Annotated in this window: 14 protein-coding genes; 9 read left to right on the forward strand and 5 right to left on the reverse strand. The window is 71.3% G+C overall.

What is annotated here, in order from left to right:
* Positions 1-58: 58 nt before the first annotated feature.
* Together E6W39_RS26520 and E6W39_RS26525 are read right to left on the reverse strand one after the other, a co-directional pair.
* A complete protein-coding gene (locus E6W39_RS26520) occupies positions 59-622 on the reverse strand; it encodes a Uma2 family endonuclease (RefSeq protein WP_141635650.1) in 564 nt (187 codons plus the stop codon).
* Between the two features lie 79 nt (positions 623-701).
* A complete protein-coding gene (locus E6W39_RS26525) occupies positions 702-2,213 on the reverse strand; it encodes a peptide MFS transporter (RefSeq protein ID WP_141635651.1) in 1,512 nt (503 codons plus the stop codon).
* A 508-nt stretch (positions 2,214-2,721) separates the two neighbouring features.
* On the opposite strand from E6W39_RS26525, the gene E6W39_RS26530 reads away from it, so the two are divergent.
* Entirely contained in the window at positions 2,722-3,396 is a 675-nt protein-coding gene (locus E6W39_RS26530) for a response regulator transcription factor (RefSeq protein WP_141635652.1), read from the forward strand.
* Positions 3,397-3,498: 102 nt separating this feature from the next.
* Entirely contained in the window at positions 3,499-4,755 is a 1,257-nt protein-coding gene (locus E6W39_RS26535; protein ID WP_141635653.1) for an ATP-binding protein, read from the forward strand.
* A 1-nt stretch (position 4,756) separates the two neighbouring features.
* Here the strand turns inward: E6W39_RS26535 and E6W39_RS26540 are convergent, their stop codons facing one another.
* Positions 4,757-5,284 carry a GtrA family protein gene (locus E6W39_RS26540; RefSeq protein WP_141635654.1) on the reverse strand — a complete coding sequence of 176 codons (528 nt, stop codon included), beginning with the start codon at positions 5,282-5,284 and terminating at the stop codon, positions 4,757-4,759.
* A 150-nt stretch (positions 5,285-5,434) separates the two neighbouring features.
* Between E6W39_RS26540 and E6W39_RS26545 the strand changes: the two genes are divergently transcribed.
* Genes E6W39_RS26545 through E6W39_RS26555 form a run of 3 tightly spaced genes read left to right on the forward strand, consistent with a single transcriptional unit; the run spans position 5,435 to position 8,349 of the window.
* Positions 5,435-6,592, forward strand: coding sequence for a 5-(carboxyamino)imidazole ribonucleotide synthase (locus E6W39_RS26545; protein ID WP_267286710.1), 1,158 nt, complete (start codon positions 5,435-5,437; stop codon positions 6,590-6,592).
* Positions 6,589-7,122, forward strand: coding sequence for a 5-(carboxyamino)imidazole ribonucleotide mutase (purE, locus tag E6W39_RS26550; protein ID WP_101381527.1), 534 nt, complete (start codon positions 6,589-6,591; stop codon positions 7,120-7,122). Before E6W39_RS26545 ends, purE begins: the two co-directional genes overlap by 4 nt.
* Before the next feature lie 12 nt (positions 7,123-7,134).
* Positions 7,135-8,349: a dipeptidase gene (locus tag E6W39_RS26555; RefSeq protein WP_141635656.1), complete on the forward strand. Its 1,215-nt coding sequence runs from the start codon at positions 7,135-7,137 to the stop codon at positions 8,347-8,349.
* 88 nt (positions 8,350-8,437) lie between these two features.
* Here the strand turns inward: E6W39_RS26555 and E6W39_RS26560 are convergent, their stop codons facing one another.
* Positions 8,438-8,851: a CoA-binding protein gene (locus E6W39_RS26560; protein WP_141635657.1), complete on the reverse strand. Its 414-nt coding sequence runs from the start codon at positions 8,849-8,851 to the stop codon at positions 8,438-8,440.
* 207 nt (positions 8,852-9,058) lie between these two features.
* Here E6W39_RS26560 and E6W39_RS26565 point away from each other — a divergent pair, with 207 nt between their 5' ends.
* The 4 genes from E6W39_RS26565 to E6W39_RS26580 are packed head-to-tail and all read left to right on the forward strand — an operon-like array spanning position 9,059 to position 12,725.
* Positions 9,059-9,967: an ABC transporter ATP-binding protein gene (locus E6W39_RS26565; RefSeq protein WP_141635658.1), complete on the forward strand. Its 909-nt coding sequence runs from the start codon at positions 9,059-9,061 to the stop codon at positions 9,965-9,967.
* A 57-nt stretch (positions 9,968-10,024) separates the two neighbouring features.
* Positions 10,025-10,774 carry an ABC transporter permease gene (locus tag E6W39_RS26570; RefSeq protein WP_141635659.1) on the forward strand — a complete coding sequence of 250 codons (750 nt, stop codon included), beginning with the start codon at positions 10,025-10,027 and terminating at the stop codon, positions 10,772-10,774.
* A gap of 44 nt (positions 10,775-10,818) precedes the next feature.
* Positions 10,819-12,093: a sensor histidine kinase gene (locus tag E6W39_RS26575; protein ID WP_228718371.1), complete on the forward strand. Its 1,275-nt coding sequence runs from the start codon at positions 10,819-10,821 to the stop codon at positions 12,091-12,093.
* Entirely contained in the window at positions 12,090-12,725 is a 636-nt protein-coding gene (locus E6W39_RS26580; protein ID WP_141635660.1) for a response regulator, read from the forward strand. Before E6W39_RS26575 ends, E6W39_RS26580 begins: the two co-directional genes overlap by 4 nt.
* 7 nt (positions 12,726-12,732) lie before the next feature.
* Here the strand turns inward: E6W39_RS26580 and E6W39_RS26585 are convergent, their stop codons facing one another.
* On the reverse strand, positions 12,733-14,079 hold the full coding sequence (locus E6W39_RS26585; RefSeq protein ID WP_141635661.1) for a UDP-glucose dehydrogenase family protein: 1,347 nt from the start codon (positions 14,077-14,079) through the stop codon (positions 12,733-12,735).
* Positions 14,080-14,130 lie beyond the last annotated feature (51 nt).

The raw sequence follows: 14,130 nt of genomic DNA on the forward strand, positions 1-14,130 counted from the left end.
CAGCACCATCCGCCGATCGGCGGGGCCGATCGGCGGGGGTGGGCGAGCCGATGGGGTGTCAGCGCGGTGCGTACCGCTTGAACTCACCGGAGTCGATCACCCAGTCGCCGACCTTCACCTGGTCCCCGAAGACGTAGTCGTGAGTGGCCCGGTAGCGCGGCCCGTCGGGGCCGTCCGCCGGGTCGCTGGACACCCGGAGGGTGCCCTTGCGCGGGTCGATGAGCAGATGGAGCGGGATGCCCATGGCGGGGTAGTCCTGCATCTTCTGCAGATGGGCGTTGCCGGCCTGGGACGGCGAGACGATTTCGGCGACCAGTAGCAGGACGCTCGGATCGACACATTCCTCGAAGCGCTCCAGGTCCGCCTCAGCGGCGACCAGCAGATCAGGCTGCCGCAGCAGGCCCAGGGCCGCGGCCTCGACGTGCGTGCCGGCGAGGGCAACCAGATCTCCGGTGAACTGACGGTCCAACTGGCGGAGAAGCCTGAAGGCGTTCAGCGCACGCCGCGCTGATGGCGCGATCAGCACAGAGACTTCGCCGTTCCGGACCTCGATCTTGCCGGCCAGGTCGGTGTACTGATCCATCAACTCACCGGCGACGGCCCGGAGCCGCGCGTAGTTCATGCCGCTCAGCGTAGCCGCCCGAACACGCCGGTGGCCCGGCACGCGAATCGCGTGCCGGGCCACCGGGGAGCGCGGTGCGTCAGTGCACGTCGCCCATGAGCCGGATGACCTTCTTGCGGTACATCACCAGGGCCACACCGGCGATCAGGGCGGCGATGCCCTGGATCGCGAAGTACCAGGTGGAGCCGGTGGCGTCGCCGAGGCCCAGCTGGAGGACGGCGGCCACGCAGTCACCGGCGGTGACGGCGAGGAACCAGACGCCCATCATCTGGCTGGCGTACTTGGCCGGGGCCAGCTTGGTGGTGACGGAGAGGCCGACCGGGGAGAGGGTCAGCTCGCCGACGGTCTGGACCAGGTAGACCAGGGCCAGCCAGAGCGGCGAGACCTTGACGCCACCGGTGGCGGCAGCCATCGCCAGCATCATCACGATGAACGAGGTGCCGATCATCAGCAGGCCGATGGCGAACTTCATCGTGGTGCTGGGGTTCTTGGACCGGCGGGACAGCCAGACCCAGAGCCAGGCGAAGACCGGGGCCAGCGCCATGATGTACAGCGGGTTCAGCGACTGGAACCAGCTGGACGGGAAGTGGTAGCCGAAGATCGACAGGTTGGTGCTGTCGTCGGCGAAGACGCTCAGCGTGGAGCCGGACTGGTCGTAGATCATCCAGAACACGGCGGCGACCACGAAGAACCAGATGTAGCCGCTGATCTTCGACTGCTCGGCGGAGGTGAGCTCCTTGTCCCGCTTGAAGCGGGCGAAGACGGCCACCGGGATCGCGATACCGGCGATGGACAGCGGCCAGACCGCCCAGTTGATGGTGAAGTGGCCGGTCGCCACGACGACGCCGTAGAAGACCACGGCCAGCAGCAGCCAGAAGGCGCCCTTGCGCAGCAGCGCGCTCTTCTCGGCAGCGGTGATCGGCGAGCCGATCTCGTCGCTCTTCGAGCTGAGGTGGCGGCTGCCCAGCAGGTACTGGCCCAGGCCCAGCGCCATGCCGATACCGGCCAGGGCGAAGCCCAGGTGCCAGTTGACGCTCTGGCCGACCGTGCCGATGACCAGCGGGGCGGCGAAGGCACCGAGGTTGATGCCCATGTAGAAGATGGTGAAGCCGCCGTCCCGGCGCGGGTCGTTCGGCCCGTCGTAGAGGTGGCCGACCATGGTGGAGATGTTGGCCTTCAGCAGGCCGGAGCCGACCGCGATGAAGACCAGGCCGACGAAGAAGCCGGCCTCGACCGGAACGGCCAGCAGGAAGTGGCCGATCATGATGATCGTGCCGCCCAGCGCCACGGTCTTGCGGGCGCCGAGGATGCGGTCGGCGATCCAGCCGCCCGGCAGGGCGAGCAGGTACACCATGGCGTTGTAGACGCTGTAGATCGCGGTCGCCAGGGCGACCTTCATTCCCAGGCCGCCATGGTTGGTACCGGCGACCATGTAGAGCACCAGCAGGGCTCGCATGCCGTAGAAGCTGAAACGCTCCCAGGTCTCGGTCATGAAGAGTGTGGCGAGTCCTCGGGGGTGCCCGAAGAAGGTCTTGCCGCCAGAAGGAGCGCCCGGCTTGAGGCCGGCGTCCAGGGTGGTGGTTGACGCCATCAGTGGTTGTTCCTTGCCTGACTGTATGGAACGCCCCCGCCCTGGGGGATGGTGGGCGGGGGCGTGCTCACACGGTGTAGTCCTGCTCGCTGCTCGGGCAGGGGCACCGCGGTGCGTACCGCGGGGACTTAGCCACTGTACGTCGCGTTATTCCACGACATGACGGTACAAAAGACACCGAGTGAATAACAGAAAGATCAAGGCGAGCCCGACTGGGTGCTGGAATCGATGGTAATGCAGCAAGAGATCCTTCGAAGACAAGGTCGAATCGGAGGATCTGTGCCCGCTGCGGGAGTAGCGCCGAAGGCTGACCGTTATCTGATCTTGGTTTGGTGGCTACACGCTGTGAACTAGTTCACAGGTATCCCGGGCCGCTTATACGTATGAGCGGACGCGTCGCCCTCGTGTCGCCCGCGCGCTGTTCGAGCGACGCGCGCCGGGCGCGTGCACCGTTCTCCGGGCGGTCGGGGACTGATCGGGGGGCCGTGGGCCGACTAACATCGCCCCCATGACCTGTGTGCTGCTCGCTGAGGACGATCCGGCAATCTCCGAACCGCTGGCCCGTGCGCTGCGTCGCGAGGGCTACGAGGTACTGGTCCGCGAGGACGGCCCGGCCGCCCTGGAAGCGGGACTGGCGGAGGAGGTCGACCTGATCGTCCTCGACCTCGGCCTGCCCGAGATGGACGGTCTGGAGGTCTGCCGCCGGCTGCGGGCGGACGGCCGCAGCTGCCCGGTGCTGGTGCTCACCGCCCGGGCCGACGAGGTGGACACCGTGGTCGGCCTGGACGCCGGTGCCGACGACTACGTGACCAAGCCGTTCCGGCTGGCCGAGCTGCTGGCCCGGGTGCGGGCCCTGCTGCGGCGCGGCAACGTCGACTCGCTCTCCACCGGCGCCCACGGCGTGCGGATCGACATCGAGTCGCACCGCGCCTGGGTCGGCGAGGAGGAGCTCACCCTCTCCGCCAAGGAGTTCGAGCTGCTGCGGGTGCTGGTGCGGGACGCCGGCCGGGTCGTGACCCGGGAGGACATCATGCGCCAGGTCTGGGACACCACCTGGTGGACCTCGACCAAGACGCTGGACATGCACATCTCCTGGCTGCGCAAGAAGCTCGGCGACGACGCCACCAACCCGCGCTACATCGCCACCGTGCGCGGCGTCGGCTTCCGCTTCGAGAAGAACTGATCGAGTTCGCGAAGAACCGGTTCGAGAAGAGCCGACGCACCACTGGAGCCGGCGCGTGCGCACCGCGCCGGCCCGCCGAGAGGGAAGCAGGACCGACCCGCTGTGAAGCGCCGCATGATCAACTCGCTCCTTGGCGTGGTCCTGGTGGTGGTCACGGTGTTCTGCGTGCCGCTCGCCCTGGTCGAGAAGCAGACCATCACCAGCACCGCGCAGAACCGGGTGGACGCGGCCGCGGTGCGGCTGCTCGGCCTGGTGGAGACCAGGTTGGCGGCCGGCGAACCGGTCACCGGTGAGCGGATCGGCACCGGGGTGGTGGAGGGCGACTACGCCGAGATCACCGTGCCGGGCCAACCGCCGGTGGCCATCGGCGACCAGCCGACCGGCGGCCGGCCGCTGCGCGCCACCGAGACCGGCCCGCACGGTGAAACGGTGACGGTGGAGCAGTCCCGCCACGACGTGGACCGTGACACCGCCAACATGCTGCTGCTGATCGGGCTGGTGGCGCTGCTGGCGGTGGCAGCAGCGGTGGCGCTGGCGCTCTGGCAGGCCCGCCGGCTGACCCGCCCGCTGATCGACCTGGCCGAGACCGCCGAGCGGCTCGGCTCCGGCGACCCGCGCCCGCGCGACCGCCGCTACGGGGTGGCCGAACTGGACCGGGTGGCCGAGGTGTTGGACGGCAGCGCGGAGCGGATCGGCCGGATGCTCACCGCCGAGCGGCGCCTCGCCGCCGACGCCTCGCACCAACTGCGCACCCCGCTGACCGCGCTGTCGATGCGCCTGGAGGAGATCACCGCGCTGGCCCACCAGCCGGAGACGGTGCGCGAGGAAGCCACCATCGCGCTGCAGCAGGTGGAGCGGCTCACCGACGTGGTGCAGCGGCTGCTCACCAACCAGCGCGACACGCACGGCCCGTCGGCCGCCGGCTTCGACCTCGACGAGGTGGTCAAGCAGCAGGCCGAGGAGTGGTCGGCGTCACTGCGCGGCACCGGGCGGCGGCTGGTCACCGAGGGGCTGAGCCATGTGCACGCGATGGGCACCCCGGGCACCGTCTCCCAGGTGCTGGCCACGCTGATCGAGAACTCGCTGATGCACGGCGGCGGCACGGTCACCCTGCGGGTGCGGCCGTCGGGAAGCTCGGTGGTGGTGGAGGTGCAGGACGAAGGCCAGGGCGTGCCGGCCGAGCTGGGCAACCGGGTCTTCGAAAGGGCCGTCAGCGGGCGCAACTCCACCGGCATCGGCCTGGCGGTGGCCCGCGATCTGGCGGAGGCGGACGGCGGGCGGCTGGAGCTGCTCTCGCTCAAGCCGCCGGTCTTCGCGCTCTTCCTGCCGCGCAGCAGCGCGGTGGTGGAGCCGGACTGAATCAGCTGTTGCTGTACTGCTGCACCGGCTGGTCGGCGAGGATCCGCTCGGCCTGGGCGACCACGGTGGGCTCGGCCAGCTCGGGCATCGTCTTGAACACCCAGGTGCGGTAGGAGAAGAAGCGGAACAGCGTGGCGATCCCGGTGCCGATCACCTTGGAGCCGTTGTAGGCGAGGGTGCCGGTCATGGCCAGCGAGTAGGTGGTGAACCAGACGGTGCCGTTCTCGATCAGCAGGCCGATGGCGCTGAACACCAGGAAGAGGGTGATCTCCCGGCGGCGCGAGGCGGCGTCGCTGTCCCGGTAGACCCAGTAGCGGTAGCCGATGTAGTTGGCCACGATCGCCACGATGGTGCCGATCACCGAGCAGCGCACCGGCGCCCAGTGGGTGGCGTGCAGCACGGCGTTGGAGACACCGAAGTTCACGGCGATGCCGCCCAGGCCCACTATCGCGAACTGGAGGACCTCTCCGGAGACGCCGCGCAGCCGCTGGAAGAGGGAGGGGCGTCGATGTGCACCGGTCTTGGTCATCCGAGGAGGTCTCCTGATTCCTGACACTGGGCCATCCAGGCTACCGGCTCGTCATGAGAGCTCCAGCGTTCGATCCGGCCTCGGGCGCCCCTGCCGCACCCCCGCGCCCGCCGGTGCACCCGCCCCGACCGGCCCGGATATCCTGGCACTGTGACTTTTCCGGGCAGCGCGAAATTTCCAGTGGTGGGCATGGTCGGTGGCGGCCAGCTGTCCCGCATGACACATGACGCCGGCATCCCGCTCGGCATCCGCTTCAAGCTCCTCGCCGACACCCCGCAGGACTCCGCGGCCCAGGTGGTCGCCGAGACCGTCCTCGGGGACTACCGCGACCTGGAGACGCTGCGGGCCTTCGCGGCCGGCTGCGACGTGATCACCTTCGACCACGAGCACGTGCCCACCGAGCACCTGAAGGCCCTGCAGGCCGACGGCGTGGTGGTCCGCCCCGGTCCCCACGCGTTGGTCAACGCCCAGGACAAGGGTGTGATGCGGGCCAAGCTGGACTCCATCGGGGTGCCCTGCCCGCGGCACCGCCTGGTCGCCGACCCGGCCGACGTCACCGCGTTCGCGGGCGAGGGCTCCGGATACCCGGTGGTGCTGAAGACCGTCCGCGGCGGCTATGACGGCAAGGGCGTCTGGGTGGTGGCCGACGAGCAGCAGGCGCAGGCCCCGTTCCTGGCCGGCGTGCCGGTGCTCGCCGAGGAGAAGGTCGACTTCGTCCGCGAGCTGGCGGCCAACGTGGTGCGCTCGCCCAGCGGCCAGGCGGTCGCCTACCCGGTGGTGGAGAGCCTCCAGGAGGACGGCGTCTGCGCCGAGGTCACCGCGCCGGCTCCGGAGCTCGACCCGGCGCTGGCGATCGAGGCCCAGGAGCTGGCCCTGCGGATCGCCGGCGAGCTGGACATCACCGGCCACCTGGCGGTCGAGCTGTTCCAGACCCGGGACGGCCGGATCCTGGTCAACGAGCTCGCCATGCGCCCGCACAACTCCGGCCACTGGTCGATCGACGGGGCGGTCACCTCGCAGTTCGAGAACCACCTGCGCGCGGTGCTGGACCTGCCGCTCGGCGACCCGCGCCCGCGCGCCCAGTGGACCGTGATGGTCAATGTGCTCGGCGGCGACTACCCCGACATGTACCACGCCTTCCTGCACTGCATGGCCCGTGACCCGGGCCTGCGGATCCACATGTACGGCAAGGACGTGAAGCCCGGCCGCAAGGTGGGCCACGTCACCGTCTTCGGGGACGACCTCGACGACGTGCGCGAGCGGGCGCGGCACGCGGCCGCCTACCTGAGAGGCACCATCACCGAATGACGAACAGCGCCACCCCCCTCGTCGGCATCGCCATGGGCTCCGACTCCGACTGGTCGGTGATGGAGGCCGCCGCCCAGGCGCTCGACGAGTTCGAGGTGCCCTACGAGGTCAACGTGCTCTCCGCGCACCGGATGCCGCGCGAGATGATCGCCTACGGCGAGCAGGCGCACACCCGCGGCCTCAAGGCGATCATCGCCGGGGCCGGTGGCGCCGCCCACCTGCCGGGCATGCTGGCCTCGGTCACCCCGCTGCCGGTGATCGGCGTGCCGGTGCCGCTGCGCTACCTGGACGGCATGGACAGCCTGCTCTCCATCGTGCAGATGCCGGCCGGGGTGCCGGTGGCGACCGTCTCGGTGGCCGGGGCCCGCAACGCCGGCCTGCTGGCGGTGCGCATGGTCGCCGCCTTCGACCCGGAGCTGACCGAGAAGATGGTCGACTTCCAGCACGACCTGAACGCCCAGGCCACCGAGAAGGGCAAGAAGTTGCGGGCCAAGGTGGCGGGTTCCACCTCCTTCGGCTTCGCCAAGTAGTTTGATGGGGGGATGACTTCTCCTCATGGGGGGACGGCGTCTCCCCAACAGCTCTCCAGGGCCCGGGCGCTGCTCGCCGGCGCGCCCGTGGTGGACGGTCACAACGACCTGCCGTGGGCGATGCGCGAGCAGGCCGGCTACGACCTGGACGCCATCGACCTGGCGGCCGACCAGCGGCACCGCCTGCACACCGACCTCGACCGGCTGACCGCCGGCGGGGTCGGGGCGCAGTTCTGGTCCGTCTTCGTGCCCTGCGAGCTGACCGGCGATCAGGCGGTCAGCGCCACCCTGGAGCAGGTCGACTTCGTGCGGGCCCTGGCGGGCCGGTTCCCGGACCGGCTGCGGTTGGCACTGACCGCCGACCAGGTCGAGGCGGCCCGGGCGGACGGGCGGATCGCCTCGCTGATGGGCGCCGAGGGCGGGCACAGCATCAACTCCTCGCTGGCCACCCTGCGGGCGCTCTACGAGCTCGGGGTGCGCTACATGACGCTCACCCACAACTCGAACACGCCGTGGGCCGACTCGGCGACCGACGAGCCGTCAGCCGGCGGGCTGACCAGGTTCGGCGAGGAGGTGGTCCGCGAGATGAACCGGCTCGGCATGCTGGTCGACCTCTCGCACACCTCGCCCGACACCATGCGCGCCGCCCTGCGGGTCACCGAGGCGCCGGTGATCTTCTCGCACTCCTCCTCCCGCGCGGTCAGCGACCACCCGCGCAACATCCCGGACGACGTGCTGGCCCAGCTGCGGGCCAACGGGGGCGTGGCGATGGCCACCTTCGTGCCCCAGTTCATCGACGCCCGGGCCCGGGAGTGGACCGCCAAGGCCGCCGCGGAGCTGGAGGCGCGCGGGTTCCACCCGCTGGACCACACCCCTGAGGCGATGAAGGTGCTGCACGCCTTCGAGGAGCGCGAGCCGCGCCCGGTCACCACGGCGGCCATCGTCGCCGACCACCTGGACCACATGCGCGAGGTGGCCGGCATCGACCACCTGGGCATCGGCGGCGACTTCGACGGCACCGCCTACACCCCGGCCGGTCTGGACGACGTCTCCGGCTACCCCAACCTGATCGCCGAACTGCTCGACCGAGGCTGGTCCGAGGCCGACCTCGCCAAGCTGACCTGGCAGAACGCCCTGCGGGTGCTGCGCGCGGCCGAGGACGCGGCCCGCCACCTGCGGACCACCCGCCGCCCCTCGATCGCCACCCGGGCCCAGCTGGACGACTGATCGCGCCCGAGCCGCACGGCTGATCACCGAGCCCGGACGGCTGAGCCGACCCGCCGTCAGCCGGCCGCCCGGGCGGGGGCGAGGGCGGTCAGCCGAGCAGCGGGATCTCGATGGCCGGGCACTTGTCCATCACCATGTCCAGACCGGCCGCCGTGGTGCGTTCGAAGGCCGCCTCGTCTATCACGTCGAGCTGGAACCAGACCGCCTTGGCACCGGCCGCCACCGCCTCGTCGGCCACCTGACCGGCCAGCTCGCTGTTGACGAACACATCGACCACGTCGACGGGGAACGGCACGGCGGCCAGCGACGGATACCCCTGCTCGCCGTGCACCGCCTCCGCCTTGGGGTGGATCGGCACGATCCGCTTGCCGAAGCGCTGCAGCACCTTGGCGACCCCGAAGGCGGCTCGCCGTTCGTTGTTGGACAGCCCGACGATCGCCCAGGTGTCACCGCTCTGGGTGAGGATCCTGCGGACGGTCGCCGAGTCCCGGAAGTCAGTCATGACCACTGGAACCGCCCCCGCCCGTGGCGCATTCCGGGTCCGGCATCAACCGAATGGTTGATGCCGGGGCCCTACGTCCGGCTGATGTCCGGCATCCATCGTTTCGCGGTCCGAAGCCAACCCGATGATCGATCCCCCGAGGGGGTCCGCGCGAGAGATTGGAGGCACGGCGGGAACGCCGCAGACGATCCGAAAGGGGGGCCGGTCATGGCCGTCATCGAAGTCGAGCACCTGCACAAGCGGTACGGGCAGGTCACCGCGGTGCGGGACGTCTCGTTCCAGGTCGAGCAGGGCGAGATCTTCGGCATCCTCGGCCCCAACGGCGCGGGCAAGACCACCACGGTGGAGTGCCTGTCGGGGCTGCGGCAGGCGGACGGCGGGCGGGTCTCGGTGCTCGGCCTCGACCCGGTCCGGCAGCGGGACGAGCTGCGCCAGGTGCTGGGGGTCCAGCTGCAGGCGAGCGGGCTGCCGGACAAGCTCCGGGTCCGCGAGGCGCTGGAGCTCTACGCCTCGTTCTACCGGCAGCCGGCCGACCCGGTGGAGCTGATGGACCGGCTGGGCCTGGCCGAGAAGGCCGGTGCCCGCTACAAGAAGCTCTCCGGCGGCCAGCAGCAGCGGCTGGCGATCGCGCTGGCGATGATCGGCCGGCCGCGCGCGGTGGTGCTGGACGAGCTGACCACCGGCCTCGATCCGCATGCCCGCCGCACCACCTGGGAGCTGGTCGAGCAGGTCCGCGACACCGGGGTCACGGTGCTGCTGGTCACCCACTTCATGGAGGAGGCCGAGCGGCTCTGCGACCGGGTGGCGCTGATCGACCGCGGCGAGGTGGTCGCGGTGGACACGCCCGCCGGTCTGGCCGCCCGGGCCGGGCAGCGGCAGCGGATGCGCTTCAGGCCGTCCGCCCCGCTGCCCGAGGAGGTGCTGCGCGCGCTGCCCGAGGTGGCCGAACTCATCTGGCACGGAGCGGTGGTGGAGATCAGCGGCACCGGCAACCTGGTGCACGCGGTCACCGCCCAGTTGGCCCGCGCCCAGATCATCGCGGCCGACCTGCGGGTCGAACAGGCCAGCCTGGACGACGCCTTCATCGCCCTGACCGGCCACACCGACGCCGACTGACGCGCCGCCACCCCGCGCCGCCACCCCATCCCCCTCCTGACGAAGGACCAGCCCGCCATGTCCGCTGTTCTCCGCTTCCCCCGCCGGGGCCTGCGCACCCTGACCGTCACCCAGGCCAAGCTGCTGCTGCGGGAGCCGGCCGCGCTGGCCTGGCTCGGCCTGCCGGTGCTGCTGGTGGTGATCTTCGGCAACATCCCGGCCTTCCAGACCCCGGCCGCCACCCTGGGCGGCAAGCGGGTGATCGACGTCTATGTGCCCACCCTGGCCGCGATGGTGCCGCTCTTCCTGGCCTGCACCGCGCTGCCGATGACGATGGCCGGCTGGCGGGAGAAGGACGTGCTGCGCCGGCTCTCGGTCAGCCCGGTGCCCGCGGCCGGGATGCTGGCCGCGCTGGTGGCCGTGATCGCCGGGCTGGCCGCCGCCGGGGTGGCCGTGGTCGTGGCGATCGGCGCGCTCGCCTTCGACGTCTCCACCCCGGCCAACCCCGGCGCGGTGCTGGTCACCTTGCTGTTCGGCAGCGCGGCGGTGCTCGCACTCGGGCTGCTGATCGCCGCCCGGGCCCGCACCGGCGCGGCGGCCAGCGGGCTCGGGGTCCCGCTGATGGTGCTCAACTTCTTCGCCACCGGTCTCTACGTCCCGATCGCGCAGCTGCCCCAGGTGCTGCAGCGGATCTGCGAGTTCATCCCGTTCGGGGCGGTGACGGCGGCCTGGTCCGGCCACGGGCAGCTGTGGCAGCACCTGCTGGTGCTGGCCGGCTACACGGTGGCGGCCGGGCTGCTCGCCGCCCGCACCTTCCGGTGGGAGTGAGGGCGGTGGCACCGGGCGATGACCGGCCCGTCATCATGGCCGATGTGACGACGGACGCACCGATCTCCGCGACGGAGGGCCGCCTCGGCCGGTTCCAGGGCTGGATACCGTATCTGGGCCTGGCCCTGTCCGCGGCGCTCTCGCTGGCCCTCGGCCCGGGCGGCACCGGCTACCGGGTGCCGGTGCTGGTGCTGTCCGTGATCGCCGCCGGCTGGTGCTGGTCGATGGAGGTCGACCAGGCCGAGAGCGAGCGGCGGCGGGTCAAGGCGGTGGTCTACTACACCGGCCTGCTGGCGCTGATGGCGGTGTTGGTGCTGCTCAGCCCGTTCTTCGGGTTCTTCGGCTTCGTCGGCTATCTGAAGGTGTCGGTGCTGCCGCGGCGGCTCTGGTGGCCGGGGATCACGGTCACCGCCGCGCTGATGGCCGTCTGCCAGCTGGGCGGTGTGCAGAACCTGCGCGGCGGTCTGATCGGCATCTACTGCGGTCTGGTGGTGGTCAATGTGGTGATTGCCGGCGCGGTCACCTACCAGGCCATCGAGGAGGACCAGCGCAGTCGCCAGCGGGCCCGGTACATCGACGAGTTGGCGGAGGCCAACCGGCGGCTGCGGGAGACCATGGCGGAGAATGCCGGGCTGCACGCGCAGTTGGTGACGCAGGCCCGCGAGGCGGGGGTGCTGGACGAGCGGCAGCGGATGGCCGGGGAGATCCACGACACCATCGCCCAGGGGCTGACCGGGATCGTCCGCCAACTGGAGGCAGCCGAGCGGTTCGACGCCGATCCCGAGCGGCGGCTCCACCATGTGGCCACCGCCCGCCAGTTGGCCAGGGAGAGCCTGGCGGAGGCCCGCCGCTCGGTCCAGGCGCTGCGGCCCGGTCCGCTGGCCGACGCCCAACTGCCGGATGCCGTACAGGACTTGGCGGAGCGCTGGGAGCGCAGCTCGGGAGTCGCGGCCGGGGTGACGGTGACCGGTACGGCGTTCCCGCTGCCGCCCGCCCTGGAGGTGGTGCTGTTCCGCGCGGCCCAGGAGGGGTTGGCCAACATCGCCAAGCACGCCCGGGCCTCCCGGGTCGGACTGACCCTCAGCTACACCCACGAGGTGGTGCTGCTGGACGTGTTGGACGACGGCGTGGGCTTCGAGCCGCCCGACGAGACGGCGAGCGGCCAGAGCTACGGCCTGACGGCGATGCGGCAGCGGCTGCTGCAGGTCGGCGGCAGCCTGGCGATCGAGAGCGCCCCGGGCGAGGGCACCGCGCTCAGCATCAGCGTGCCCGCCCTGCGGGTCCCGGGTGCCGGCGGGTTGTTGGAGAATGCACCGTGACCATTCGCCTGCTGATCGTCGACGACCACCCCATCGTGCGCGACGGGCTGCGCGGTGTCTTCGAGGGGGATCCCGACTTCGAGGTCGTCGGCGAGGCGGGGAACGGCGCCGAGGGGGTCGACCGGGCGCTGGCACTGGCACCGGACGTGGTGCTGATGGACCTGCGGATGCCCGAGGTCGGCGGCGTCGAGGCGATCCGGCGGCTGCGTGACCGGGCGCCGGCGGTGCGGGTGCTGGTGCTGACCACCTATGACAGCGACGCCGACGTGCTGCCGGCGGTCGAGGCCGGCGCCACCGGGTACCTGCTCAAGGACGCGCCGCGCGAGGAGCTGGTCCGCGCGGTGCGGGCGGCCCGGGCCGGGCAGGCGGTGCTGGCGCCGACGGTGGCGCAGAAGCTCATGGGGCGGATGCGCGAGCCCGCCCCCGGCCCGGCCGCCGAGGCGCTGACCGAGCGCGAGCTGGAGGTGCTGCGGCTGGTGGCGGCCGGCAGTACCAACAAGGAGTCGGCGCGCCGGTTGTTCATCAGCGAGGCCACCGTCAAGACCCATCTGCTGCACCTGTACGCCAAGCTCGGCGTGCGGGACCGCGCGGCGGCCGTCGCCGAGGGCTACGAGCGCGGGCTGCTCGGCTGACGCGCGGTCACTCGCTGAACGGGCGCCCCATCGCGCGGTAGCGCCAGCCGGCCGCCCGCCAGCGCTTGCCGTCCAGCACATTGCGTCCGTCCAGCAGCCGCCGGCGGGCGACCACCTCGCCGAGCACCGCCGGGTCCAGCTCGCGGAACTCCTGCCACTCCGTCAGGTGCAGCACCACATGGGCGCCGGCGACGGCCTCGATGGGGGAGTCGGCGTAGCTGAGCGAGGGGAACATCTTGCGGGCGTTGTCCATGGCGCGCGGGTCGTAGACCGTCACCTGGGCGCCCTGCAGCTGGATCTGGGCGGCCACATTGAGCGCGGGGGAGTCCCGGATGTCGTCCGAGTCCGGCTTGAACGCGGCGCCGAGCACCGCGACCCGCCGGTCCAGGAAGCCGCCGTCGCACTGCTCGCGGGCCAGCTCGACCATCCGGGAGCGGCGGCGCATGTTGATCGAGTCGACCTCGCGCAGGAAGGTCAGCGCCTGGTCGGCGCCGAGCTCGCCGGCCCGGGCCATGAACGCCCGGATGTCCTTGGGCAGGCAGCCGCCGCCGAAGCCGAGGCCGGCGTTGAGGAACCGGCCGCCGATCCGCTCGTCGTAGGAGAGCGCCTTGCTGAGCAGCGTCACGTCCGCGCCGGAGGCCTCGCAGACCTCGGCCATCGCGTTGATGAAGGAGATCTTGGTGGCCAGGAAGGAGTTGGCGGCGGCCTTGACCATTTCGGCGGTCGGGTAGTCGGTGACCACCAGCGGCACGCCTTCTGCCATTGGCGTCGCGTAGACCTGGCGCAGCAGCTCCTCGGCCCGGCCGCCCTCGCGCACCCCGATCACTATCCGGTCCGGGTGCAGGGTGTCGCCCACCGCGAAGCCCTCGCGCAGGAACTCCGGGTTCCAGGCCAGCTCGACGCCGTCGCCGGCCGGGGCCAGCGCCGCCAGCCGCTCGGCCAGCCGCCGGGCGCTGCCGACCGGCACCGTGGACTTGCCGACCACCAGGGCCGGGCGGGTCAGCTGCGGGGCCAGGGCGTCCACGGCCGCGTCCACATGGGACATGTCGGCGGCGAACTCGCCCCGGCGCTGCGGAGTGTTGACGCAGATGAAGTGGACGTCGGCGAACTCGCCCACCTCCTGCCAGGAGGAGGTGAAGCGCAGCCGCCCGGTCGAACCGGGGTGCCCGGCGACGTGCTTGACCAGTAGCTCGCTCAGCCCGGGCTCGTACATCGGGACCCGGCCGGCCGCCAGGGAGGCCAGCTTCTCCTGGTCCACATCGAGTCCGAGCACCTCGAAGCCCAGCTCCGCGAGGCAGGCGGCATGGGTGGCGCCGAGGTAGCCGGTGCCGATGACCGAGATGCGCAGGGCCACGGGGGTTCCCCTTTACGGGCCGCCGGGGTATGACCGGCACGGGCGGGACGA

This window comes from Kitasatospora acidiphila, assembly GCF_006636205.1.
GTDB lineage: Bacteria > Actinomycetota > Actinomycetes > Streptomycetales > Streptomycetaceae > Kitasatospora > Kitasatospora acidiphila.

Excerpts from the sequence above, each read along its gene's own strand:
- E6W39_RS26520 (WP_141635650.1), bottom strand. The coding sequence starts at position 622 with ATGAACTACGCGCGGCTCCGGGCCGTCGCCGGTGAGTTGATGGATCAG.
- E6W39_RS26525 (WP_141635651.1), bottom strand. The coding sequence starts at position 2,213 with ATGGCGTCAACCACCACCCTGGACGCCGGCCTCAAGCCGGGCGCTCCT.
- E6W39_RS26530 (WP_141635652.1), top strand. The coding sequence starts at position 2,722 with ATGACCTGTGTGCTGCTCGCTGAGGACGATCCGGCAATCTCCGAACCG.
- E6W39_RS26540 (WP_141635654.1), bottom strand. The coding sequence starts at position 5,284 with ATGACCAAGACCGGTGCACATCGACGCCCCTCCCTCTTCCAGCGGCTG.
- purE (WP_101381527.1), top strand. The coding sequence starts at position 6,589 with ATGACGAACAGCGCCACCCCCCTCGTCGGCATCGCCATGGGCTCCGAC.
- E6W39_RS26555 (WP_141635656.1), top strand. The coding sequence starts at position 7,135 with ATGACTTCTCCTCATGGGGGGACGGCGTCTCCCCAACAGCTCTCCAGG.
- E6W39_RS26560 (WP_141635657.1), bottom strand. The coding sequence starts at position 8,851 with ATGACTGACTTCCGGGACTCGGCGACCGTCCGCAGGATCCTCACCCAG.
- E6W39_RS26565 (WP_141635658.1), top strand. The coding sequence starts at position 9,059 with ATGGCCGTCATCGAAGTCGAGCACCTGCACAAGCGGTACGGGCAGGTC.
- E6W39_RS26570 (WP_141635659.1), top strand. The coding sequence starts at position 10,025 with ATGTCCGCTGTTCTCCGCTTCCCCCGCCGGGGCCTGCGCACCCTGACC.